21 protein-coding genes are annotated in these 22,750 nt (G+C 61.3%); 6 read left to right on the top strand and 15 right to left on the bottom strand.

Annotated features, from left to right (window positions below; translation table 11 throughout):
- Positions 1-6: 6 nt before the first annotated feature.
- From HX869_RS12885 to HX869_RS12870, 4 genes are all read right to left on the bottom strand, one after another.
- The gene (locus HX869_RS12885) at positions 7-165 is read right to left on the bottom strand and encodes a YqaE/Pmp3 family membrane protein (protein ID WP_003211049.1); all 159 of its coding nucleotides are present in this window, start codon (positions 163-165) and stop codon (positions 7-9) included.
- 96 nt (positions 166-261) lie between these two features.
- The gene (locus HX869_RS12880; RefSeq protein WP_063026725.1) at positions 262-582 is read right to left on the bottom strand and encodes a DNA-binding transcriptional regulator; all 321 of its coding nucleotides are present in this window, start codon (positions 580-582) and stop codon (positions 262-264) included.
- Complete coding sequence (locus tag HX869_RS12875) at positions 566-931, bottom strand: type II toxin-antitoxin system RelE/ParE family toxin (RefSeq protein WP_177041282.1); 366 nt, start codon at positions 929-931, stop codon at positions 566-568. Before HX869_RS12875 ends, HX869_RS12880 begins: the two co-directional genes overlap by 17 nt.
- A gap of 234 nt (positions 932-1,165) precedes the next feature.
- Entirely contained in the window at positions 1,166-2,446 is a 1,281-nt protein-coding gene (locus HX869_RS12870; protein ID WP_178903154.1) for an aspartate aminotransferase family protein, read from the bottom strand.
- 209 nt (positions 2,447-2,655) lie between these two features.
- On the opposite strand from HX869_RS12870, the gene HX869_RS12865 reads away from it, so the two are divergent.
- Positions 2,656-3,546 carry a LysR family transcriptional regulator gene (locus tag HX869_RS12865; RefSeq protein WP_003211052.1) on the top strand — a complete coding sequence of 297 codons (891 nt, stop codon included), beginning with the start codon at positions 2,656-2,658 and terminating at the stop codon, positions 3,544-3,546.
- Positions 3,547-3,772: 226 nt separating this feature from the next.
- Here the strand turns inward: HX869_RS12865 and HX869_RS12860 are convergent, their stop codons facing one another.
- The 10 genes from HX869_RS12860 to bioB form a co-directional block, all read right to left on the bottom strand.
- On the bottom strand, positions 3,773-5,551 hold the full coding sequence (locus HX869_RS12860) for an acyl-CoA dehydrogenase C-terminal domain-containing protein (protein WP_177020657.1): 1,779 nt from the start codon (positions 5,549-5,551) through the stop codon (positions 3,773-3,775).
- 122 nt (positions 5,552-5,673) lie between these two features.
- A complete protein-coding gene (locus tag HX869_RS12855; protein WP_177008814.1) occupies positions 5,674-7,458 on the bottom strand; it encodes an acyl-CoA dehydrogenase C-terminal domain-containing protein in 1,785 nt (594 codons plus the stop codon).
- A 90-nt stretch (positions 7,459-7,548) separates the two neighbouring features.
- The gene (locus HX869_RS12850; protein ID WP_023659318.1) at positions 7,549-8,838 is read right to left on the bottom strand and encodes a diguanylate cyclase; all 1,290 of its coding nucleotides are present in this window, start codon (positions 8,836-8,838) and stop codon (positions 7,549-7,551) included.
- Between the two features lie 203 nt (positions 8,839-9,041).
- On the bottom strand, positions 9,042-10,847 hold the full coding sequence (locus HX869_RS12845; RefSeq protein ID WP_087694738.1) for a phenylacyl-CoA dehydrogenase: 1,806 nt from the start codon (positions 10,845-10,847) through the stop codon (positions 9,042-9,044).
- Positions 10,848-11,186: 339 nt separating this feature from the next.
- On the bottom strand, positions 11,187-11,468 hold the full coding sequence (locus HX869_RS12840) for a hypothetical protein (RefSeq protein WP_008434375.1): 282 nt from the start codon (positions 11,466-11,468) through the stop codon (positions 11,187-11,189).
- Between the two features lie 107 nt (positions 11,469-11,575).
- Positions 11,576-12,256, bottom strand: coding sequence for a dethiobiotin synthase (gene bioD / locus HX869_RS12835; RefSeq protein ID WP_008434374.1), 681 nt, complete (start codon positions 12,254-12,256; stop codon positions 11,576-11,578).
- Positions 12,253-13,062, bottom strand: coding sequence for a malonyl-ACP O-methyltransferase BioC (bioC, locus tag HX869_RS12830; protein WP_087694740.1), 810 nt, complete (start codon positions 13,060-13,062; stop codon positions 12,253-12,255). The genes bioD and bioC overlap by 4 nt, the downstream gene beginning before the upstream one ends.
- On the bottom strand, positions 13,055-13,786 hold the full coding sequence (locus HX869_RS12825; RefSeq protein ID WP_177027980.1) for an alpha/beta fold hydrolase: 732 nt from the start codon (positions 13,784-13,786) through the stop codon (positions 13,055-13,057). Before HX869_RS12825 ends, bioC begins: the two co-directional genes overlap by 8 nt.
- Positions 13,779-14,957: an 8-amino-7-oxononanoate synthase gene (bioF, locus tag HX869_RS12820; protein WP_178903153.1), complete on the bottom strand. Its 1,179-nt coding sequence runs from the start codon at positions 14,955-14,957 to the stop codon at positions 13,779-13,781. The genes HX869_RS12825 and bioF overlap by 8 nt, the downstream gene beginning before the upstream one ends.
- A gap of 153 nt (positions 14,958-15,110) precedes the next feature.
- Positions 15,111-16,166 (bottom strand): biotin synthase BioB, encoded by a 1,056-nt coding sequence (gene bioB, locus HX869_RS12815; RefSeq protein WP_003211072.1) that lies wholly within the window; start codon positions 16,164-16,166, stop codon positions 15,111-15,113.
- An 89-nt stretch (positions 16,167-16,255) separates the two neighbouring features.
- On the opposite strand from bioB, the gene HX869_RS12810 reads away from it, so the two are divergent.
- The 5 genes from HX869_RS12810 (at position 16,256) to rarD (ending at position 21,945) form a co-directional block, all read left to right on the top strand.
- Entirely contained in the window at positions 16,256-16,993 is a 738-nt protein-coding gene (locus tag HX869_RS12810; protein ID WP_177050198.1) for a ComF family protein, read from the top strand.
- Between the two features lie 57 nt (positions 16,994-17,050).
- Complete coding sequence (locus HX869_RS12805; protein WP_134327426.1) at positions 17,051-17,815, top strand: TOBE domain-containing protein; 765 nt, start codon at positions 17,051-17,053, stop codon at positions 17,813-17,815.
- 71 nt (positions 17,816-17,886) lie between these two features.
- The gene (locus tag HX869_RS12800; protein WP_178903152.1) at positions 17,887-19,785 is read left to right on the top strand and encodes a PhoX family phosphatase; all 1,899 of its coding nucleotides are present in this window, start codon (positions 17,887-17,889) and stop codon (positions 19,783-19,785) included.
- A 193-nt stretch (positions 19,786-19,978) separates the two neighbouring features.
- The gene (locus tag HX869_RS12795; RefSeq protein WP_178903151.1) at positions 19,979-20,953 is read left to right on the top strand and encodes a serine/threonine protein kinase; all 975 of its coding nucleotides are present in this window, start codon (positions 19,979-19,981) and stop codon (positions 20,951-20,953) included.
- A 107-nt stretch (positions 20,954-21,060) separates the two neighbouring features.
- Positions 21,061-21,945, top strand: a complete 885-nt coding sequence (rarD, locus tag HX869_RS12790; protein WP_003211079.1) for an EamA family transporter RarD — start codon at positions 21,061-21,063, stop codon at positions 21,943-21,945.
- Positions 21,946-22,167: 222 nt separating this feature from the next.
- Here rarD and HX869_RS12785 read toward each other — a convergent pair whose 3' ends face one another.
- A complete protein-coding gene (locus HX869_RS12785; RefSeq protein WP_003211081.1) occupies positions 22,168-22,686 on the bottom strand; it encodes a glycine cleavage system protein R in 519 nt (172 codons plus the stop codon).
- Between the last annotated feature and the right edge of the window lie 64 nt (positions 22,687-22,750).

Genomic DNA, 22,750 nt, shown 5'->3' with positions numbered 1-22,750 from the left:
GTCTTTTTAGCGTTTGGCGATGATGTACACCGCGTGCACGATACCCGGGATATAACCGCACAAGGTCAGCAGAATATTCAGCCAGAACGCGCCAGCGAAACCCACTTGCAGGAACACACCCAGTGGCGGCAGCAGAATGGCGATGATGATGCGAATGATATCCATGGGTTCAGCTCCAGAAAATCGGCTCGTGTGAGCCGTACAAGCTAATCGACCTTGGCCGTTGGTAAGGGTTCAGTGGGATCTGGCACGGGGCCATCCTCAGGCCAGGATTTCCAAACCATGCTTCTGCACGATGCTCAACAGCTTGAGCGCCATGCCGCTGGGCCGCTTCTCACCAGACTCCCATTGCTTCACCGTGGAGGCGCTGGTGTTCAAGTAACGGGCAAATACAGGTTGGCTGACGTGACTGCGCTCGCGTAGTTGTTTGATTTGCTCGGCCGGGATTTGCGCCGGAATATCCGCAAGGCATGCCTCGTCGAACTCACGAAGGGTGGTTTTGTTAATAGCGCCAATTGCATAAAGCGCTTCGGCGGATTGATGAATGGACTCAAACGCCTCACTTTTATATTTCTTGGTCATGATGTATCTCCACAAACTCCCTGAGATCCAGCATCTGCTGAATCTGTGCTTCGCTGAAACCTTCATAGGTCTTAGCCAGCGACCGAAACCAAACCAGCTCGCTTTGACTGATATTGCTTTGGTTCTGCTTGGCGTATAGCAATTGATATACCCAGTAATGCCTGCCCTTGGCCAAGACAATTGAACGATGTCGGTTCTGATTCAGACGTTTCTTCCAAACACCACCGCCCAAATTGTCGGCTTGGCCGCCAAGCATCTCGCTGAATGCTTCCCTCAATTGCGAATCACATATCCAAGCCTTGCTGGCTGCGTTGGCAAAATTCCGCGTTTTGAACAGCCTGAGCCTCATAGGCATCCCTTCCCAAAAACATACCACTCAGTGGTATAGATTAGAAATAGGGCATAAATAACTTCACGCCCTATCGGCAGTCCTTGCCGACGCCCGCTAAAAGGCCATTTTTCCCAATGATGCTCAAGCACCCTTTTCAATCCAAAAATTACGCGGACAAAAAAACGCCCCCAGCCAAAAGAATCAGGCTGGAGGCGCCGCGTATACCGCGAGACGGTTCAGGAAATATGGGGCTTAAACGGCAATGCCCTTGCGGCATTGCAGCTGTGCAGTGCGCACCCGGGAGAAGGCACGGGCCAGACGCAGGAGCATTTCGTCGACGTTGCTTTTGCTCAATGTGAGCGCCGGGGTGAAGCGCAGGCAATCGGGTTGCGGCGCGCTCAGGATCAGGCCTTCACTGAGCGCGGCGTTTACCACCGCATCTGCCGAATCCTCCGACAGAGTCAGTCCCCACAGCAGGCCCTGGCCGCGCAGTTCACCCTGGTCATAGCGATGTGCCAGGCGGGCAAGCCCTTCACCCAGGTAAGTGCCGACCTCGCAGACGTGTGCAAGAAATCCGTGGTTCAGCACCGTATCAAGCACCGCCACACCGGCGGAAGCCATCAGCGCGTTGCCGTGGTGGGTGCCTTCCAGCTCACCCAGCTCAAAACAACACGCTTTGCCCCGTGCCAGCAACGCCGCCAGCGGCACACCGCCCCCCAAGCCCTTGCCCAGGGTGATGATGTCGGCGCGAACGCCATAGTGCTGTTCGGCGAGCAACGTGCCACAACGGCCGGTGCCGGTTTGCACTTCATCGAGGATCAACAGAATTCCCAGCTCACGGCACAGGCGTTCGACACCCTTGAGGTAATGCTCGGTCGCGGGAATGACGCCGGCATCGTTCTGGATCGGTTCCAGCATGATTGCTACGGTTTGCGCATCCACCGCCGCGTGCAGCGCCGGCAGGTCGTTGAACGGCACGTGGCTGAAGCCTGGCAACTGGGGCTCAAAACGGTTTTCACTGGCGGCTGCCGAGGCTGACATCGCGGCAAAGCTGCGGCCATGGCAACCGTTGCTCGCGGTGATGATGCGATAGGCGCCGCCACGGTGCAGTTGGCCCCATTTGCGCGCCAGCTTGATAGCCGCTTCGCAGGCTTCGGCGCCGCTGTTGAGCAGGTAGGCCTGGTCGCTGCCGGTGCGATGGCACAGGCGGTCGGCGAGGTTCAGTTGAACGCGGTTGTGCAGGCTGTTACCGGGATTGATCAGCGATTGGGCCTGATCGGCCAGCGCCTTGGTCACTGCCTGTGGGCTATGGCCCAGGCTGTTGGCGCCGCCACCCTGGCTGAAGTCGAGATAGGCGCGGTCTTCGCTGTCCCACAGCCAGGAGCCCTGGCCGCGTACAAACACCTGGGGCGGGCGGGCCACACTGGGCATCAGGCAATCGCTGGAAAGATCGTCTCGCAGAGCCGGGGTCTTCGCCTCGAGGATCAGATCATCCAGGCTGGGGGCGGGGCGACGCAGGTTGAACAGGTTCATGGATGAACCCCTTTGGCAATCGCACCTTGGTCGGTATTACCGATAAACCCATGGCGGAGGTTTTTTGCCTTGCCTATGCAAACACCGTCAACATAAACACTACTCATCGTGCTTTCCGGCCCTGTAAGCCCTGTGAATAGGCGCTAGACTAGGCGCCTTGGGGGCACTCGGCCATTTCGATTTTCCAGCATTTTCGATAAGCATTACTTATGGATTTCAAGCAACTGCGTTATTTCGTCGCGGTGTACGAAGAAGGCCATGTGGGAAGGGCAGCGGAGCGCCTGTCGATCTCCCAGCCAGCCTTGTCGCAGCAGATTCGCCAGCTCGAGCAAAACCTTGATGTGAGCCTGTTCGAACGCAGCAGCAAGCGCCTGCTGCCGACCCTCGCCGCCCACACTTTGTATAACCACGCCCTGCCCTTGCTCGACGGTATGCAGCACGCGGTGGAAGCACTGCGCAACTTCAAGGGCCAGGCACTGCGCACCTTGGCGATCGGCGTGCTGCAAACCGTGCACACCAGCCTGGTGCCGCAGATGCTCGAACGAGTGCGCAAGGCCCAGCCGCACCTGGTCGTACAGATCTACGAGCTGACCGGGATGGAAATCGAACGCCGGCTGCTCAACGGCTCGCTGGATATCGGCATCAGCTACCTGCCGCCACGCCAGCCGGGGCTGCACGGCGTGCTGCTGTATGAAGATGAACTGAAGGTGGTCATCCCGGCTGATCACCCGCTGCGGGAATTCAAGAAAGTCTCCCTGAAGCAAGCCGCCGAGTTACCCATGTTGCTGCTGGGGGAAGAGTTTCAGGTGCGCCAGATATGGCAAGGTCAATTGGCCAACCTGGGCCGACGCCCGCAAGTGCAGGCCGAGTTGAATACGATGGCGGGGATTCTCGACAGCCTGCCCCACACCAAGCTGGCGACGGTGCTTCCCGGACGCTCCCAGGATGAACACAACAGCAAGGCGTTGCTGTGGAAACCCTTGAGCGAACCACGGGTGCCGTTGAAAGTGGGGTTGGTGTGCCGGGATGTGCAGCGCCAGCAGGCGACGCTGGAATTGTTGCGCACGCTGCTGGAAGACGTGATGAACGCGCCCGCCTGACTTTTTCGCAGGCAAAAGAAAACCCCGCCGAAGCGGGGCTTTGCAGACTGTTTCCCTGACATCCATTTCACTCCGCCTTCCTGGCAGAATCCTACGTGTCCGTGTTGTTGCTTTGCGCTTCCTGCGCGACGTCCATGTGAAGTAGATTATCCGTGGATCCAATTTGGCGATAGAGGACGAATAGCAGCACGTCATGTAAGAGAATGCTTACACGCCCTCCAAGTCCTTAGAACAGTGCTTCATCCAGCAAAAACAGCGATTCGCTACCGGCTTTTACCGAGGCGCTGAGGGACGCGATCCGCGGCAGCAAGCGCGCAAAGTAGAAACGCGCGGTGCCCAGCTTGCTCGCGTAGAAGTCTTCCTGAGCCTCTTTACCCAGAGCCGCCTTGGCCATCAGGGCCCACATGTAGGCATAAGCCATGTAGCCGAACGCGTGCAGGTATTCCACGGATGCCGCGCCGATTTCATTCGGGTTGGATTTGGCGCGGTCCAGCAGCCAGGCGGTCAGTTCGTCCAGGTCATCCACGGCCGCGTTCAGCGGTTTGGTGAATTCGGCCAGTTCGGCGCCGGCAGTGGCGGTGAAATGGCGGATCTCATCAGCGAACAGCTTGTAGAACGCCCCACCGCTGCCGACGATCTTGCGTCCCACCAGGTCCAGGGCCTGAATGCCGTTGGTGCCTTCGTAGATCTGGGTGATGCGCACATCACGCACCAGTTGCTCCTGGCCCCATTCGCGAATGTAGCCGTGGCCGCCGAAAACCTGCTGGCCGTGCACGGTGGTTTCCAGGCCCAGGTCGGTCAGGAACGCCTTGGCAACCGGGGTCAGCAGAGCAACCAGATCGTCCGCGCGTTTGCGGGCGGTGGCGTCTTCGCTGAACTTGGCGGTGTCGAGCTGCATCGCCACATAGGTGGAGAACGCACGGCCACCTTCGTTCGAGGCTTTCATGGTCAGCAGCATGCGCCGCACGTCCGGGTGGACGATGATTGGGTCAGCGACCTTGTCCTTGGCTTTCGGACCGGTTGGCGAACGGCTTTGCAGGCGGTCGCGCGCATATTCGATAGCGTTCTGATAAGAGCGCTCACCGGAGGCCAGGCCCTGGATGCCAACACCCAGGCGCTCGTAGTTCATCATGGTGAACATCGCGGCCAGGCCACGGTTCGGCTCGCCCACCAGGTAGCCCACGGCTTCGTCGAAGTTCATCACGCAGGTCGCAGACGCCTGGATGCCCATCTTGTGTTCGATGGAGCCACAGGTCACCGGATTACGCGCCCCCAGGCTGCCGTCGGCATTGACCATGAACTTGGGCACCAGGAACAGCGAAATACCCTTGGGACCCGCCGGTGCGTCCGGCAGCTTGGCCAGCACCAGGTGGATGATGTTCTCGGTGAGGTCGTGCTCGCCACCGGTGATGAAGATCTTGGTGCCGCTGACCTTGTAGGAACCGTCTGCCTGAGGCTCGGCCTTGGTCCGAATTATCCCCAGGTCAGTGCCGGCATGAGGTTCGGTCAGGCACATGGAACCGGCCCACACGCCGGAGTACATATTCGGCAGGTAAGTGGCCTTGAGCTCTTCACTGGCGTGGGTGTTGATCGACACGCAGGCGCCGGAGGTCAGCATCGGGTACAGGCCGAAGGCCAGGCCCGAGGAGTTGATCATCTCTTCCACCTGGGCCGACACCGCCTTGGGCATGCCCATGCCGCCGTACGCCGGGTCGCCGCCAACACCTACCCAACCGCCTTCAGCGTAGGTTTTGTAGGCGTCCTTGAAGCCAGCCGGGGTGAAGACCGCGCCATTCTCCCAGCGGCAGCCTTCTTCGTCGCCGCCGCGGCTGAGCGGGGCGACGGTCTTGGAGGTGACTTTGCCGGCTTCTTCGAGGATTGCCTCAACGGTCTCGGCGTCGACGGTTTCTGCCAGCGCGGGCAGTTGGGCCCAGAGTTTGGCGACCTCGAAAACTTCGTTGAGGACGAAGCGCATATCGCGCAGCGGCGCTTTGTAGTCAGCCATGGCAAACCTCGTGAGAACTTTAACGTTATTCGGGTGGGGTCGGTTTTACAGACCCCGAGTGTAACCGAACAACTTTTGTGACACATAGGGTCTGCTTGTGACCAACAAGTATTTTACGGTCACTAAAGCGCAAACAGCTCCGCCGGCAGACTCATCAGGCACTCACTGCCCGCCTCCACCGCCGCCCGGTGCGCGGCCGTGCGCGGTAGCAGGCGCTTGAAGTAGAACTCGCAGGTCGCCAGCTTGCCTTGGGCGTAATCGGCATCACCGCTACCGCTGTCCAACTGCTCCTGCGCCACCAGCGCCATGCGCAGCCACAAGTAGGCAAGGATGATGTAGCCGCTGTACATCAGGTAATCCAGGGCTGCAGCGCCGACTTCATCCGGGTTTTTCATGGCTGCCATGCCTACCTTGACCGTCAGCTCACCCCACTGCTGATTCAACTGGTTGAGCTGAGCCACATGGGCCTTGAGTTGCGGATGTTCGGCGTTGGCCGCGCAAAACTTGTGGACGATTTTGGTAAAGCCGCGCAGCAGCTTGCCCTGGCTGCCGAGCACCTTGCGCCCGAGCAAATCCAGGGCCTGGATGCCGTTGGTCCCTTCATAGATCGGCGCAATCCGGCAATCGCGAACCAGTTGCTCCATGCCCCATTCACGAATGAAGCCATGGCCACCGAACACCTGCATGCCGTGGTTGGTCACCTCCAGCCCGGTTTCGGTCATGAACGCCTTGCAGATCGGCGTAAGGAAGGCCAACAGGTCTTCGGCTTCCTGGCGTTGCCCCTCGTCGCCACTCAGGTGTGCGGTATCGAGCAACTGTGCCGAGAAGTAGGTCAATGCGCGGTTGCCTTCATTGAAGGCTTTCATGGTCAGCAACATGCGCCGCACATCCGGGTGGACGATGATCGGATCAGCGGCTTTTTCGGGTGCCTTGGCGCCGGTCAGCGAGCGCATCTGCAAGCGGTCGTTGGCGTACTTGATCGCACCCTGGAAGCTCGCTTCCCCCAGGCAAAGGCCCTGCATGCCGGTGCCCAGGCGCGCATGGTTCATCATGGTGAACATGCAGTTGAGGCCCTTGTTCGCCTCACCGATCAGGAAACCCCGGGCGCCATCGAAGTTCAGCACACAGGTGGCCGACGCCTTGATGCCCATCTTGTGCTCGATGGAGCCGCAACTCATCGTGTTGCGCTCGCCCGAGTCGGCATGGAACTTGGGCACGATAAACAGCGAGATTCCCTTGGTGCCGGCCGGCGCATCCGGCAGCTTGGCCAGCACCAGGTGGATGATGTTGTCACTCATGTCATGCTCGCCGGCCGAGATGAAAATCTTGCTGCCGGTGACTGCATAACTGCCGTCGGCCTGCGGTACGGCGCGGGTCTTGATCAGGCCAAGGTCGGTGCCGCAATGGGCTTCAGTCAGGCACATGGTGCCGGTCCACTGGCCCGCGGTGAGTTTGCTCAGGTAGGTGTTTTTCTGCTCTTCAGTGCCGTGGGCACGGATCGCCGACATCGCACCGTGGGTCAGGCCAGGGTACATGCCCCAGGACGTATTGCTGGAGGAGATCATCTCCGCGAGCACCAGGCCCAGGGACATTGGCAAGCCCTGCCCGCCGTAGGCCGGGTCAGCCGCCAAACCGTGCCAGCCGCCTTCCACGTACTGCGCGAAGGCTTCCTTGAAGCCCTTGGGCGTGGTCACCACACCGTTGTCGAAATGGCAGCCTTCTTCATCGCCGGAGCGGTTCAACGGCGCCAGGACGTTTTCGCAGAACTTCGCACCTTCCTCGAGGATCGCGCCGACCATGTCCGGGCTGGCATCGCTTGCACCCAGCGCGGCGTAGTGGCCGTGGAAGTCAAAGACGTGATCGATCAGAAAGCGCATGTCGCGCAGGGGAGCTTTATAGTCAGGCATGGCAATGTCTCCGGCAGCAGATGCCTTCAACCTACTGCCCCACGGCCCACCGGACAATCACTGTAGGGCCGCTGAATACACCACCATCACTCAACCGGCAGCGCTGTCCATGCGGACCGCGCCGCGGCGGGTCTGCCCCGCAGCGACCACGCAGTTACGCCCCGCGCCCTTGGCGTTGTACAGCGCCTGGTCGGCGGATTTGAGCACTTCTTCAGGGCTGCGCTGCTCGGCCTGGCGTTCGGCCACGCCGATGCTGACGGTCACCGACACGCTGGAAGCGCCATTGCCCACACGACGCTGGCGCCCCTGCTGGTCGTCGTGGGGACGGTCCGGGTTACGCAGCTTGATGTCGTAGTTGGCGATGATTTCGCGGATCTCTTCCAGGTGCGGCAGGCATTCATCCAGGGTCTTGCCGGCGAATACCACGGCAAATTCCTCACCGCCATAGCGGTAGGCCCGGCCGCCGCCGTTGACCTTGGACAACTTGCTGGCCACCAGGCGCAGTACCTGGTCGCCCACGTCGTGGCCATGGGTATCGTTGAAACGCTTGAAGTGATCGACGTCGCCCATGGCCAGCACATAATTGCGCCCCAGGCGCTGCATGCGCTCATTGAGCGCGCGGCGGCCCGGCAACCCGGTCAGCTCGTCACGGAAGGCCATTTGATAAGCTTCGTGGGCCACCCCGGCAGCGATCATCAGCATCACCTGGCTGCACATGATGTTCAGGGTGAACGGCAGGATGAACGTCTGCGGCAACATCCAGAACAACCCCAGCAACCCTACCAGCTGCGCGGCGTGCAGCGGTCTTGGTTGATACCAGTACTGCGCGGCCAGGGTCACAAAACCAATCAGGAACATCGGATAGGACAGCTGGATCAGGCTCATCCAGCGTCCATGCAAGGCGGGCCAGCGAATTTCGGCCAACCAGCTTAATAAGGCATGGGGGAAACTTTGTTCAAGGGCAAGCGCCACGCTGCCTACCGCAAACAGCACCGCGCAGCGTGCGACGAAGTCGCGAAACAGGTGGGTTTTTTCTTGCCAGACCGCGTAGATGCCGAACAGCAACGGTAACAACAGGCAACACAGATGGAAGACCACGGCCGCGTCGTCCCGCACGCGACCGTTATCGCGGTAGTAATCGGTCTGGGTATCCAGCAGGAAATAGACCACGTACACCGTGATCATCAGGAACAGCTCTCGTTGGCGCCGGTAGACCGCGCAGTACGAACCGCCCAGTAGCAGCACGAGAGTCGGCAGCACATTGAACAGTGAAGTGAAGAACACATTGAGATCCTTCACATACGCAGCCGAGAGCCCCGCCAGCAGTAAAAGCAGTGAAGGTAAAAAATGACTGAAACGTACAGCAGACGCGCGCGACAAGGGTAAAGCTCCGACCCACAAAAAAGATGGCATAGTGCCTTCACTGATCACAGTTAAGCACATTCAATGTGATGCGTATCACATTGCCATCACTGTAACGGCCGCTCGGAGCAATCCCTGAGTGCGGTACTGTGGTTTTTTATCGCGCAAAAAAACCGCCGCTCCCGAAGGAGTGGCGGCTTTTGAAACGAAATGGCCGAGGCTTAGTAGCCCAGGTCGAAGTTCTCTTCTTTCATGTCCATCAGGTTGTTGGCGCCCGACAGCATGGTTGCAACGTGGGTGCGGGTACGCGGCAGGATGCGCTGGAAGTAGAAGCGCGCAGTCTGCAGCTTGGCGGTGTAGAAGCCTTCTTCGCTGGTGCCGGCAGCCAGTTTCTCGGCGGCCAGGCGGGCCATGTCGGCCCAGAAGTAAGCCAGGCAGGCATAACCGGAGTACATCAGGTAATCCACCGAAGCGGCACCGACTTCTTCGCGGTCTTTCATGGCCGCCATGCCGACCTTCATGGTCAACTCGCCCCACTCTTTGTTCAGTGCCGCCAGCGGTGCAACGAATTCCTGTACGGCTTCGTTGCCTTCGTTGGCCTGGCAGAACTTGTGGACGATCTTGGTGAAGCCCTTCAGCGCTTCGCCTTGGGTCATCAGCACTTTACGGCCCAGCAGGTCGAGGGCCTGGATGCCGGTGGTGCCTTCGTACAGCATCGAAATGCGGCTGTCGCGAACGTTCTGCTCCATGCCCCACTCGGCGATGAAGCCGTGGCCGCCGTAGATTTGCACGCCGTGGTTGGCGGCTTCAAAACCGACTTCGGTCATGAACGCCTTGGCAATCGGGGTCATGAACGCCAGCAGTGCGTCAGCCTGTTTCTTGGCTTCGTCGTCAGTGCCGTACTTGACCACGTCAACCTGCTTGGCGGTGAAGTACACCATCGCGCGGTTGCCTTCGGCGAAGGCTTTCATGGTCAGCAGCATGCGGCGCACGTCAGGGTGCACGATGATCGGGTCAGCGGCCTTGTCTGGCGCTTTCGGGCCAGTCAGGGAGCGCATTTGCAGGCGGTCGCGAGCGTATTTGAGGCCGCCCTGGAAGCCGATTTCAGCGTGGGATAGGCCTTGCAGCGCGGTGCCCAGGCGAGCGGTGTTCATAAAGGTGAACATGCAGTTCAGGCCTTTGTTCGCCGGGCCGATCAGGAAACCGGTGGCCGCGTCGAAGTTCATCACGCAGGTGGCGTTGCCGTGGATACCCATCTTGTGTTCCAGGGAACCACAGGACACCGCGTTGCGTTCGCCAATCGAACCGTCGGCGTTTGGTACGAACTTGGGAACGATGAACAGCGAAATGCCTTTGGTGCCAGCCGGTGCGTCCGGCAGGCGAGCCAGCACGATGTGGACGATGTTGTCGGCCATGTCGTGTTCGCCGGCCGAGATGAAGATCTTGGTACCGGAAACCTTGTAGGAACCATCAGCCTGAGGCTCGGCCTTGGTGCGCAGCATGCCCAGGTCGGTGCCGCAGTGCGGTTCGGTCAGGCACATGGTGCCGGTCCACTCGCCCGACACCAGTTTGGTCAGGTAAGCCTCTTGCTGCTCGGGAGTGCCGTGCTCGGAAATGGTGTTCATCGCGCCATGGGACAGGCCCGGGTACATGCCCCACGACCAGTTGGCTTCGCCGACCATTTCGCTGACCGCCAGGCCCAGGGATTCCGGCAGGCCCTGGCCACCGTGCGCCACGTCGTGGGCCAGGCTTGGCCAGCCGCCTTCAACGAACTGTTTGTAGGCTTCTTTGAAACCGGTAGGGGTCTTAACGCCTGACTCGCTCCAGGTGCAACCTTCGATATCACCCACGCGGTTCAGCGGTGCCAGTACCTGCTCACAGAACTTGGCGCCTTCTTCGAGAATGGCGTCAACCATGTCCGGGGTAGCGTCCTGGCAAGCCGGCAGGCTCTGATAGTGCGCTTCATAGCCAAGCAGTTCGTCACGAACGAAGCGAATATCACGCAAGGGGGCCTTGTAGTCAGGCATAGCGATAAACCTCTGCTGATGTATCTGGGATGAACAACCGCATGGATGTGTTGTGGCGGTCAAACAGTTGTTTGAAACATACGTTTACGACCAATCCTTGTCAAGCGTCGCGCAAACGCCGTTTGTCATGACGCAGGTCAACGTCAGGCACGGCAAGGCCTGCAGCGAAATGCCGCATGACGATTCAGGGGGAAAAAGATTATTGAGCGGTGAAGATCAGTGTGGGAGCTGGCTTGCCTGCGATGCGGGCGCCGCGGTGTATCAGGAGGATCAAGGTGACGCTATCGCAGGCAAGCCAGCTCCCACAGAGAAGCCAGCTCGCACGATAAGAGGGGGGGGTTATGCGTAAGTATCGATCAAGGTGCCGAGCATTTCGTCGGAAGCCTTGGCGACTTTGGCGCCCAGTTCAACCTGGAACTTGCCTTGGGCCATCTCGACCATGTTGCTCGCCGAGTTGCTCGCCTGATTGGCGTCTACCGAACGCAAACGATCATTTTGCGCGTCCGAAGGCTGGGAAGTGGCGGCGCTGGCAATCTTGCCGGCGGCCTGGTCGACACGGTTCTGCCCGGTCTGAATCGCGCTCAGTCCCGAGTAAAACGCACTGCTACCAGAGATTTCCATGGCGTGAACCTGCCTATAAGAGAATCGTGAACTGTTATTGAAGCAGACCTACCGGCAAAACGCCCGTCAAAAACACTAATGGCATAATGCCTTCGCGATAGGCAAAACTAGTCAAGCAGGTCCAGTTGCAAGTACGCGGCGACCGCTTCGGCGCTGGGATGCTTGAGCTTGGGCACCCTTCCCAGGCATGGCGCGGGGAGTCGTTCAGCCAGGGTCGCGAGGTTTTCTTCCAGACGAGAGGTCTTGGGGTCGATGATATTGGCCACCCAGCCCGCCAGCGGCAACCCGTCCCGGGCGATGGCTTCTGCGGTCAACAACGCGTGGCTGATACACCCCAACCGCACACCCACCACCAGGATCACCGGCAGCTTCAGCGCCTGGGCCAGGTCCGACAAATTGTCCTGGTCCGCCAATGGCACACGCCAGCCGCCCGCACCTTCGATCAAGGTGAAGTCCGCCTGCTTGGCGAGAACGTGCTGCATGGGCTTCAACAACGACTGCACCGTCAGCGCCACGCCGGCTTCACGGGCCGCCAGATGCGGCGCGATGGCCGGCTCGAAGGCCACCGGGTTGACCTCGGCATAACTCAACGGCAACGAACACTCGGCCAGCAACGCCAGGGCGTCCGAATTGCGCAGGCCCTTGGGCGTCAGCTGGCACCCAGAGGCTACCGGCTTGCCCGCCGCCGTACTTTTGCCGGCTTGCCGCGCGGCATGCAGCAGGCCGGCAGCGACGGTGGTCTTGCCGACGTCGGTGTCGGTCCCCGTGATGAAGTAAGCGGCATTCATAGAGGTTTCTCCAGGACGGCGTACACCACTTGATAAGTTGCCGGCAGGCCCTGGGCCTGGCGGAACTGCTCGTAGGCTTGCACCAGTGCAACAATCCGCGCCCGGCCCGTCAACCCTCCTGGGCGCCCCGGGTTCAGATTGTGCGCACCCAACGCTTTCAGTTCGTGGGTCAGGCTGCGCACGTCGGGGTAATGCAACACGTGGGGACACTGCTCCAGGCTGCGCACCCGCAAACCACTGGCTGCGCACAGTTGCTCATAAGCACTGAACGGCCGGAAGCGGTTCACATGAACCATGCCATCCGCTGCGCGCCAGCTTTCGCGCAACTCATCCAGCGTACCCACGCAGAGGCTGGCAAACGCCAGCACGCCGCCGGGCTGCAATACGCGCTGCGCTTCGCTGAGCACTGCGGCAAAATCCGAACACCACTGCACTGCCAAACTGGAGTAGATCAGCCCGCAACTGGCGTCCTGCAAGGGCAAGCGCTCGGCATCGCCAGCGATGAAATGTTGTGCACCGCCCAGCGGCCGGGCGTGTTTGAGCATGCCCTCGGCGATATCCAGGGCCAAACCCTGGCTACCCGCAAATGACTGGCCCAGCACACGACTGAAATAGCCCGTGCCACTGCCCAGGTCGAGCCAGCGTTGTGGAGAAAGACCTTCGGGCAAACGCCGCAACAGCTCGCTGCCCACCGCACGCTGCAACTCGGCAACGCTGTCGTAACTGGCGGCTGCGCGGGAAAAGGAGGCCGCTACCTGGCGCTTGTCTGGCAAGCCGCCGGGCAGCACATGGGACAAATCAGTCATCACCGCACTCATGCAAAAAAGCCTGGATGGCCCCCGCCACACCGTGGGGGTCCTCCAGTAGAAAAGCGTGACCGGCCTGTTCAATCAGGCCGATTTCAACGTCAGGCAACAAGGCGAACAACTCACTGGCCACTTCAGCCGGAACCAGCCCGTCCAGCCCGGCAAACAGATGCAACTGCGGCCCTTGAAAGTCGACCAGCGCCTGGCGGGTGTCCAATCGGCCCAACAGCTCCAGACCACTGAGCAAGGTCTGCGCGGAGGTTTTAGGGGCACCCGCCAGCAATAGCCGAGCAAGTGATCGGGGATCGCTGGAGCCCCGGGCGCAAAGCAGACTGAAGCGTTTTAACGTCGCAACCGGATCAAGGCGGCAACCGTTAAGAAACGCAATAAAATCCTCTTCGTGCATGCCATGGTCCCAGCGGGGCCAGGCCACGAAGCTTGCGTTGCTGGCAAAGGTGAGCAAACCGCAACAATGATCACCGCGCCGGGCGGCCAACTCGGCAGCAAGCATGCCGCCGAGGGACCAACCACCCAGCCAGACGTCTTGGGGCAAGGTCGAATCCAGCTCATCGAGCCACTCTTGAAGGTCGTCCGACTCCACGTCCGGCAACGGTTCGATCTGCACCTGCAAGTGTTCATCCAGCCCCTGCAACGCCGCCGCCAGCGGTTCCAGCGGCGAAACGCCGAGGCCCCAGCCAGGCAGCAATATCAGTCGATCACGCATGGTCGGGCTCCTGGCCTAACAAGCGGAAACACTCTTCCAATGCGCTTAACAATAGCTGCACCTGGGCTTCACTGTGGGCTGCCGTGAGAGTCACCCGCAGACGGGCGCTGCCGGCGGGCACGGTCGGTGGCCGAATCGCCGTCACCATCAGCCCGCGCTCGCGCAGCATCTGCGACAAAAGCACGGCGCGGGCACTGTCGCCAATCATGATCGGCTGGATCGGCGTGAAACTGTCCATCAGTTCCAGGCCAATCTGCTCGGCGCCCTGACGGAACTGGCGGATCAGCCCATTGAGATGCTCCCGCCGCCAATGCTCGGTGCGCAGCAGTTCCAGGCTTTTCAGCGTGGCGCAGGCCAATGCCGGCGGTTGGCTGGTGGTGTAGATATACGGGCGGGCGAACTGGATCAGGCTTTCGATCAGCTCTTCGCTGCCCGCGACAAACGCGCCGGCAGTACCGAAGGCTTTGCCCAGAGTGCCCACCAACACCGGAACGTCTTCCTGGCTCAAACCGAAATGCTCGACGATCCCGCCACCGTTGGCGCCCAAAGGCCCGAAGCCATGGGCGTCATCCACCATCAACCATGCGCCCCTGCCCCGGGTTTCACGGGCCAGCGCCGGCAAGTCGGCCAGGTCACCGTCCATGCTGAACACGCCGTCGGTCACCACCAGCGTATTGCCGGTGGCTTTCTCCAGGCGCTTGGCCAGGCTTTCAGCATCGTTGTGCAGGTAACGATTGAAGCGCGCACCCGAGAGCAAACCAGCGTCCAGCAACGAGGCGTGGTTAAGGCGGTCTTCCAGCACCGTATCGCCCTGCCCCACCAGCGCGGTGACGGCGCCAAGGTTAGCCATGTAACCGGTGGTGAACAGCAGCGCCCGCGGGCGCCCGGTGAGGTCGGCCAGGGCCTCTTCCAGTTCATGGTGCGGCGTGCTGTGGCCGATCACCAGATGCGAAGCGCCGCCACCCACGCCCCAGCGAGCCGCGCCCGCGCGCCAGGCTTCAATCACTTGCGGGTGATTGGCCAGGCCCAGGTAATCGTTGTTGCAGAACGCCAGCAACGGCTGGCCATCGACCACCACGTCAGGGCCTTGCGGGCTCTGCAGCAGTGGACGTTGGCGATACAGGTGTTCGGCACGACGAGCCGCAAGACGCGCGGCGAGATCGAAAGACATGAGACCTCGGTAGATCAGGTTGAACGCAGTCAAAAATGTGGGAGCGGGCTTGCTCGCGAAAGCAGTGGATCAGTCAGCTTATGTATTGGCTGACACACCGCCTTCGCGAGCAAGCCCGCTCCCACATTTGGGTGGCATTCCAAAGTGGACTTATCAAACAGCCGCGTTATAGAACTGCTCGCTGCTCTTCTGCTCCACCAGCGCCTGCTCGATCGCCGCCTGGTGCACTTCATCGGCGTGCTCTTCACGAGCTTCCGGCAAGATGCCCAGGCGCGAGAACAGTTGCATGTCCTTGTCCGCCTGCGGGTTGGCAGTGGTCAGCAGCTTGTCGCCGTAGAAAATCGAGTTGGCGCCAGCAAAGAATGCCAGGGCCTGCATCTGCTCGTTCATCGCCTCACGCCCGGCCGACAGCCGCACATGGGACTGCGGCATCAGGATGCGCGCCACCGCCAGCATGCGGATGAAATCGAACGGGTCGATGTCGTCGGCGTTTTCCAGCGGCGTGCCGGCAACTTTCACCAGCATGTTGATCGGCACCGATTCCGGATGCTCCGGCAGGTTGGCCAGTTGGATCAGCAGGTTGGCGCGATCGTCCAGGGACTCGCCCATGCCGAGGATGCCGCCGGAGCAGATCTTCATCCCCGAATCACGCACGTACGCCAGGGTTTGCAGGCGCTCGCCGTAGGTGCGGGTGGTGATGATCGAACCGTAGAACTCCGGCGACGTGTCGAGGTTGTGGTTGTAGTAATCGAGGCCGGCCTGGGCCAGGGCTTCGGTCTGGTCCTGGTCGAGACGGCCGAGGGTCATGCAGGTTTCCAGGCCCATAGCTTTCACGCCTTTGACCATCTCCAGCACGTAGGGCATGTCTTTGGCTGACGGATGCTTCCAGGCGGCGCCCATGCAGAAACGGGTCGAACCGATGGCCTTGGCGCGAGCGGCCTCTTCGAGGACCTTCTGCACTTCCATCAGCTTCTCTTTTTCCAGGCCCGTGTTGTAGTGGCCCGACTGCGGACAATATTTGCAATCTTCCGGGCAGGCGCCGGTCTTGATCGACAGCAGCGTGGAAACTTGGACGCGGTTAGCGTCGAAATGCGCGCGGTGCACGGTCTGCGCCTGGAACAACAGGTCGTTGAAGGGCTGTACGAACAGCGCTTTGACTTCGGCTAAAGACCAATCGTGACGCAGGTTGGCAGTGATGCTGGCGCTCATGGGCGATTCCTTGATTATGCTTTGGCAAGCCCTGTGGGAGTAATACCCACAGGTACGACACGGATGCTCGGCATATTTAAGGAAGATTCATGCACTGTCAACTTGAGAACAAACACGAGGTTTACATCTGGTTAAAAAGCGACCAACCCTGTTTAGTTTGCGATGAAAGCAGCGGAACGGCCGATCCCGTCTGCAGCGCCTGCGAAACCGAGCTGCCCTGGCTGATGGAACATTGCGAGGTGTGCGCACTGCCGTTGCCGGCGACTGGCCTGGTGTGCGGCCAGTGCTTGAAGCAACCTGCGGCGTTCAAGCAGGTTGTCGCGCCGTGGACCTACAGCTTCCCCATCGACAGCCTGATCAGCCGTTTCAAGCATCAGGCCCGCTGGCCGCTGGGGCATCTGCTTGCGCACCTGTTGGGACAATTCCTGCAACACCGCTATGAAGATGCCGCGCTGGCTCGCCCCGACTGCCTGCTGCCCGTGCCCCTGGCCCGCAAACGCCTGCGGGAACGGGGCTTCAACCAGGCGGCAATGCTCGCCCGCTGGCTGAGTGAGGACTTGAACATCCCCTGGGATGAGCACCTGCTGTCACGGCCGCGTGAAACCGTGGCGCAGCAAGACCTCGACGCCAGGACCCGCAAGCGTAACCTGCACCAGGCCTTCGCCCTGGCCGACGGCGCGCAAGTCAAAGGCCGGCACTTGGCGCTGATCGACGACGTACTGACCACCGGCGCCACCGCCAGCAGTCTCGCCCGCCTGTTAATGGATGCCGGCGCCCGACAGGTGGATGTGTATTGCCTGGCCCGTACGCCCAAGCCCGGCACATGACTTGACTCGCGGGCGCCCTGCCCGCAACGTCAGCCCATTCCATCGAAGCGTGTAACCATGTCCCTGCCAACCCTCTTGAGCCAACACATCGTCCGTCGCCCGCAGCGCATTGCACTGCTGCAACATATTGCCGAACAAGGCTCCATCACCCGCGCCGCAAAGAGCGCGGGGCTGAGCTACAAGGCGGCCTGGGACGCCATCGACGAGCTGAACAACCTGGCGCAAAAGCCCCTGGTGGAACGCAGCGTCGGCGGCAAGGGCGGTGGCGGCGCCAGGTTGACGGCCGAGGGTGAGCGGGTATTACGCCTTTACCAACGCCTGCAGGTGTTGCAAGCCCAGGTGCTGGATTGTGCCGAAGACGCCAGCGACTTCAACCTGCTGGGCCGCCTGATGCTGCGCACCAGCGCACGTAACCAGTTGCACGGCCGGGTGATCGCCATCGACAGCCACGGCCGCAATGACCTGATTCGCCTGGAGCTGGCAGCCGGGCTGCGCCTGGATGCGCAGATCACCCACGACAGTACCTTGCGCCTGGAGCTGGAGATCGGCACCGAAGTCGTCGCCCTGATCAAGGCCGGCTGGCTTGAAGTACTGGCCGTCACGCAGGCAGCAACACCTGGACACAATTGCCTGGAAGGAAAAATCGACGCCATTCTCGATGCCGAAGACGGCCCCAGCGAGGTGCGGATCACCTTGCCCAACGGCCAGGTTCTCTGCGCCCTGGCCCGGCCCGACGCGCTTGCGCAGATCCATGCCGCCGAAGGCCTGCAGGTGAAGGTGCAGTTCTCCCCCAGCAACGTGCTGCTGGGCACTCCGGTGTAGCGCTTCAAACTGCAACAATTTCGTCACGACTGCTCCCTAAGGTGGCTGCAAAAACCCGCAGGGAGCCTGAAATGAGCCTATTAGAAGAAAACCAAGCCACCGACCTGGAACAGATGGTCGGCCTCACCCGCCGGCGTTTTATCGGCGCCGGCGCCCTGTGCGGTGCGGCGATGTTCCTCGGCGGCAACCTGCTGACCCGCAGCGCCCTGGCGGTCAACGCCGCGTCGAACAGCCCGTTGCTGGGGTTCGCCAGCATCGCCTCGGCCACCAGCGACACCATCACCCTGCCGCCCGGCTACAGCGCTTCGGTACTGATCAGCTGGGGCCAGCCGCTGCACAAGAACGCGCCGGCCTTCGACCCCAGCGGCAACGGCACGGCCAAGGCCCAGGAACAGCAGTTCGGCGACAACAACGACGGTATGAGCCTGTTCGCCTTCCCCGGTGACGACAACCGCGCGCTGATGGCGATCAACAACGAATACACCAACTACCGCTACCTCTACGCCCACGGTGGCGCGCCGCAATCGGCCGAAGACGTGCGCAAGGCGTTGGCCAGCGAAGGCGTGTCGGTGATCGAAGTACGGCGCAAAGGCGACACCTGGCAGTTCGTCCAGGACTCGCGCTACAACCGGCGCATCCACGGCAACTCGCCAATCCGCTTCGGTGGCCCTGCGGCGGGCCATGCCTGGCTGAAAACCAGCGCCGACAAAACCGGCAAAAAAGTCCTCGGCACCTTCCAGAACTGCGCCAACGGCAAGACCCCGTGGGGCACGTATCTCACCTGCGAAGAGAACTTCACCGACTGCTTCGGCAGCAGCAACCCGCAACAGACCTTCGACGCCGGGCAGAAACGCTATGGCGTGGTGGCCGCCAGCAAAGACATCAACTGGCACCCCCACGACCCGCGCTTCGATATGGCCAAGAATCCCAACGAACTCAACCGCCATGGCTGGGTGGTGGAAATTGACCCGTTCGACCCGCAATCCACACCGGTCAAGCGCACCGCCCTCGGCCGCTTCAAGCATGAAAATGCTGCGCTGGCGGAAACCCGCGACGGCCGCGCCGTGGTGTACATGGGCGACGACGAGCGCGGCGAGTTCATCTACAAGTTCATCAGCCGCGACAAGATCAATCACAAGAATCCCAAGGCCAACAAGGACCTGCTGGACCACGGCACCTTGTACGTGGCGATCTTCGACGCGGGCGACGGCAATGCCGACCATCCCAAGGGCCAGGGCCAATGGGTCGAGCTGACCTACGGCAAGAACGGCATCGACGCCAACAGCGGTTTTGCCAGCCAGGCCGAAGTGCTGATCCACGCGCGCCTGGCCGCCAGCGTGGTGAAAGCCACCCGCATGGACCGCCCGGAATGGATCGTGGTCAGCCCCACCGACGGCCAGGTGTATTGCACCCTGACCAACAACGCCAAGCGCGGCGAAGACGGCCAGCCCGTCGGCGGCCCGAACCCGCGGGAGAAAAACGTCTACGGGCAGATCCTGCGCTGGAAGGCCAACTCCAATGACCATGGCGCGCCGGACTTCAGCTGGGACCTGTTTGTGGTGGCCGGCAACCCGGCGGTGCATGCCGGCACGCCAAAGGGCGGCTCATCCAACATCAACCCGCAGAACATGTTCAACAGCCCGGACGGCCTGGGCTTCGACAAGGCCGGGCGGTTGTGGATCCTCACCGATGGCGACTACAGCAACGGTGGCGACTTTGCCGGGATGGGTAACAACCAGATGCTGTGTGCCGACCCGTCGACCGGTGAAATTCGCCGGTTCATGGTAGGGCCCGTGGCCTGTGAAGTGACCGGGATCAGCTTCTCGCCGGACCAGAAAACCCTGTTTGTGGGGATTCAGCATCCGGGGGAAACCGGTGGTTCGACCTGGCCGGAGCATCTGCCAAATGGCAAGCCACGGTCCTCGGTGATGGCGATTCGTCGGGATGATGGCGGGATCGTCGGCGCCTGATAAGGCCTCTTCGCGAGCAAGCCCGCTCCCACACTTGACCGCATTCCAAAGCCAGGACTCGGTTTAATGTGGGAGCGGCGGTGCGACGATTCGACTTGCTCGCGAAGGCGTCAGAACAGTCACCACCTATCCAACCCTGGGTGCGTTACCATACCCGGCCGGACGCGGCGCCCTGCTGCGCGCAGGAGTTCGCATGGCACACCCGTTTGAAACACTGACCCCTGACCTGGTGCTCGACGCAGTCGAAAGCATCGGTTTCCTCAGCGACGCCCGCATCCTCGCGCTCAACAGCTACGAAAACCGTGTCTACCAGGTCGGCATCGAAGACTCCGAGCCCTTGATCGCCAAGTTCTATCGGCCGCAACGCTGGACCAACGAAGCGATCCTCGAAGAACACAGCTTCACCTTCGAACTGGCCGAGTGCGGAGTGCCGGTGGTGGCGCCGATGATTCACAACGGTGAAAGCCTGTTCGAGCACGCGGGTTTCCGCTTCACCCTGTTCCCGCGCCGTGGCGGACGCGCACCGGAGCCGGGCAACCTCGACCAGTTGTATCGCCTCGGCCAATTGCTCGGCCGCCTGCATGCGGTCGGTTCCACCCGCCCCTTCGAACACCGCGAAGCCCTGGGCGTGAAGAATTTCGGTCACGACTCCCTGAACACCCTGCTGGAGGGCAATTTCATCCCTCGCAGCCTGCTGCCAGCTTACGAGTCCGTGGCCCGCGACCTGCTCAAGCGTGTGGAGGAGGTCTACAAGGCCACGCCCCACAAGAACATCCGCATGCACGGCGATTGCCACCCCGGCAACATGATGTGCCGCGACGAGATGTTCCATATCGTCGACCTCGATGACTGCCGCATGGGCCCCGCCGTTCAGGACCTGTGGATGATGCTCGCCGGTGATCGTCAGGAATGCCTGGGGCAACTGTCGGAATTGATGGACGGCTACCAGGAATTCCACGACTTCGACCCGCGCGAGCTGGCCCTGATCGAACCCCTGCGTGCCCTGCGCCTGATGCACTACAGCGCCTGGCTTGCACGGCGCTGGGACGACCCGGCGTTCCCCCACAGCTTTCCCTGGTTTGGCAGCGAACGTTACTGGGGCGACCAGGTTCTGGCGTTGCGTGAACAGTTGTCGGCGCTCAACGAAGAACCGTTGAAGCTGTTCTGATCCCTGCCGTCTGGGCCCTGACCTTGGGCCCTACACTTTCAACACACATCCGCTGACAAATATCCTTACAATCGCGGCTTTGTTAGCTGCCTAAGCAAGGATTCTGCATGCAAGCCGCCAACCCCCGTCGCGGGTACATATTGGGCCTGAGCGCCTACGTCATCTGGGGCCTGTTCCCGATCTACTTCAAGGCCATCGCCAGCGTTCCCGCCGCAGAAATCATCGTCAACCGCGTGCTGTGGTCGGCGCTGTTCGGCAGTCTGCTGCTGATAGTCTGGAAACACCCGGGCTGGCTCCGAGAACTGCGGGACAACCCCAGGCGCCTGGCGATCCTGGCCCTGAGCGGCACCTTGATCGCGGCCAACTGGCTGACCTATGTGTGGTCGGTGAACAGTGGCCGCATGCTGGAGGCCAGCCTGGGTTACTACATCAACCCGCTGGTGAACGTGCTGCTGGGCATGGTGATCCTCGGCGAGCGCCTGCGCCGCCTGCAATGGGTGGCCGTGGGCCTGGCAGCGGTAGGTGTGGCGCAACAGGTATGGCAAGTCGGCAGCCTGCCGTGGGTATCCCTGGTCCTGGCGGCGACCTTTGGTTTCTACGGGTTGATCCGCAAGCAGGCGCCGGTCAAGGCATTGCCCGGGCTGGTGGTGGAAACCTGGATGCTGGTGCCGATTGCCATCGCATGGTTGCTGTTCAACCCCTCGGCCCACAGCGCACAGATGGAATTCTGGAGCACCTCCGAAGCGTGGTGGCTGGTGGCCGCAGGCCCGGTGACGCTGATCCCGCTGGTGTGTTTCAACGCCGCCGCACGGCATTTGCCCTACACCGCCCTGGGCTTCCTGCAATACGTGGCGCCCACCCTGGTGCTGCTGGAAGCCGTGCTGTTGTTCAACGAACACCTGGCACCCGCCACGCTGATCGCCTTCTGCTTTATCTGGGCCGGCCTGGTGGTTTACAGCATCGACGCCTGGATGACTGTGCGGAAAAACTGATCAAATAACGTACAAACCTCTGCAAGCCACGGCCGGTGTGGCTTGCAGGCATTCACCCCAAGGTTATCCACAGCCTGGTCCCCGGCGTTTGTGCACAAGCCCTTGAAACTGTTCGTTTTTTAGCCAGCCGGCGAAGAGCCACGGCCCGCCTGGGCCGGACGCGGGTCTCTACAGGTTATCCACAGGCCCATGCAAGATTTCCATGCATAACCTTGTGGGCAACTATTCCTCGCTGCGTAGTTCCAGTTCCACCATCAAGTCGTCGGCCAGGGTTTCCAGCGCCGCCTGCAAGGTTTCCAGCGGCAGCGTCAACGGCACCGCCAGCAAGGCTTCGGCGTGGAACAGCAGGTCGCTGCTCATGGGCGCCGGGCGCACGTCGGTGATCAAGCGCTCCAGGTTGACACCCTGCTTGCTGAGCAGCGCGGTGATGTCGCGAACAATCCCCGGCCGGTCGTTACCGACCAGTTCCATCGCGATGGGTTGCGACTCGCTGGGGGCGAGCGAACTGCTTTCGCCCAGCAGCACGCGAATGCCGTGGGTGGACAAGTCTTCCAGCGCGCCAATCAAGTCCAGCCGATTTTCCGCCGGCACGCTCACCCGCAAAATCCCGGCAAACTGCCCGGCCATGTGCGCCATGCGGCTTTCCAGCCAGTTGCCGCCATGGGCGGCGATGCATTGGGCGATGCGTTCGACCACACCGGGTTTGTCCGGGGCGATGACAGTCAGTACGAGATGGTCCATGGTGTCGTCCTCTTCTTATGAAAATCAGGTAGGAACCAGGCGTTCCCCTCGTACCTACCAAGGT

Source organism: Pseudomonas sp. P7779 (assembly GCF_013386315.1).
Taxonomy (GTDB): domain Bacteria; phylum Pseudomonadota; class Gammaproteobacteria; order Pseudomonadales; family Pseudomonadaceae; genus Aquipseudomonas.
This window is presented reverse-complemented; position numbering and strand designations above follow the sequence as displayed.

Coding starts and splice junctions, on each gene's coding strand:
- HX869_RS12885 (WP_003211049.1), bottom strand. CDS start 165: ATGGATATCATTCGCATCATCATCGCCATTCTGCTGCCGCCACTGGGT.
- HX869_RS12880 (WP_063026725.1), bottom strand. CDS start 582: ATGACCAAGAAATATAAAAGTGAGGCGTTTGAGTCCATTCATCAATCC.
- HX869_RS12875 (WP_177041282.1), bottom strand. CDS start 931: ATGAGGCTCAGGCTGTTCAAAACGCGGAATTTTGCCAACGCAGCCAGC.
- HX869_RS12870 (WP_178903154.1), bottom strand. CDS start 2,446: ATGAACCTGTTCAACCTGCGTCGCCCCGCCCCCAGCCTGGATGATCTG.
- HX869_RS12865 (WP_003211052.1), top strand. CDS start 2,656: ATGGATTTCAAGCAACTGCGTTATTTCGTCGCGGTGTACGAAGAAGGC.
- HX869_RS12860 (WP_177020657.1), bottom strand. CDS start 5,551: ATGGCTGACTACAAAGCGCCGCTGCGCGATATGCGCTTCGTCCTCAAC.
- HX869_RS12855 (WP_177008814.1), bottom strand. CDS start 7,458: ATGCCTGACTATAAAGCTCCCCTGCGCGACATGCGCTTTCTGATCGAT.
- HX869_RS12845 (WP_087694738.1), bottom strand. CDS start 10,847: ATGCCTGACTACAAGGCCCCCTTGCGTGATATTCGCTTCGTTCGTGAC.
- HX869_RS12840 (WP_008434375.1), bottom strand. CDS start 11,468: ATGGAAATCTCTGGTAGCAGTGCGTTTTACTCGGGACTGAGCGCGATT.
- bioD (WP_008434374.1), bottom strand. CDS start 12,256: ATGAATGCCGCTTACTTCATCACGGGGACCGACACCGACGTCGGCAAG.
- bioC (WP_087694740.1), bottom strand. CDS start 13,062: ATGACTGATTTGTCCCATGTGCTGCCCGGCGGCTTGCCAGACAAGCGC.
- HX869_RS12825 (WP_177027980.1), bottom strand. CDS start 13,786: ATGCGTGATCGACTGATATTGCTGCCTGGCTGGGGCCTCGGCGTTTCG.
- bioF (WP_178903153.1), bottom strand. CDS start 14,957: ATGTCTTTCGATCTCGCCGCGCGTCTTGCGGCTCGTCGTGCCGAACAC.
- bioB (WP_003211072.1), bottom strand. CDS start 16,166: ATGAGCGCCAGCATCACTGCCAACCTGCGTCACGATTGGTCTTTAGCC.
- HX869_RS12810 (WP_177050198.1), top strand. CDS start 16,256: ATGCACTGTCAACTTGAGAACAAACACGAGGTTTACATCTGGTTAAAA.
- HX869_RS12805 (WP_134327426.1), top strand. CDS start 17,051: ATGTCCCTGCCAACCCTCTTGAGCCAACACATCGTCCGTCGCCCGCAG.
- HX869_RS12800 (WP_178903152.1), top strand. CDS start 17,887: ATGAGCCTATTAGAAGAAAACCAAGCCACCGACCTGGAACAGATGGTC.
- HX869_RS12795 (WP_178903151.1), top strand. CDS start 19,979: ATGGCACACCCGTTTGAAACACTGACCCCTGACCTGGTGCTCGACGCA.
- rarD (WP_003211079.1), top strand. CDS start 21,061: ATGCAAGCCGCCAACCCCCGTCGCGGGTACATATTGGGCCTGAGCGCC.
- HX869_RS12785 (WP_003211081.1), bottom strand. CDS start 22,686: ATGGACCATCTCGTACTGACTGTCATCGCCCCGGACAAACCCGGTGTG.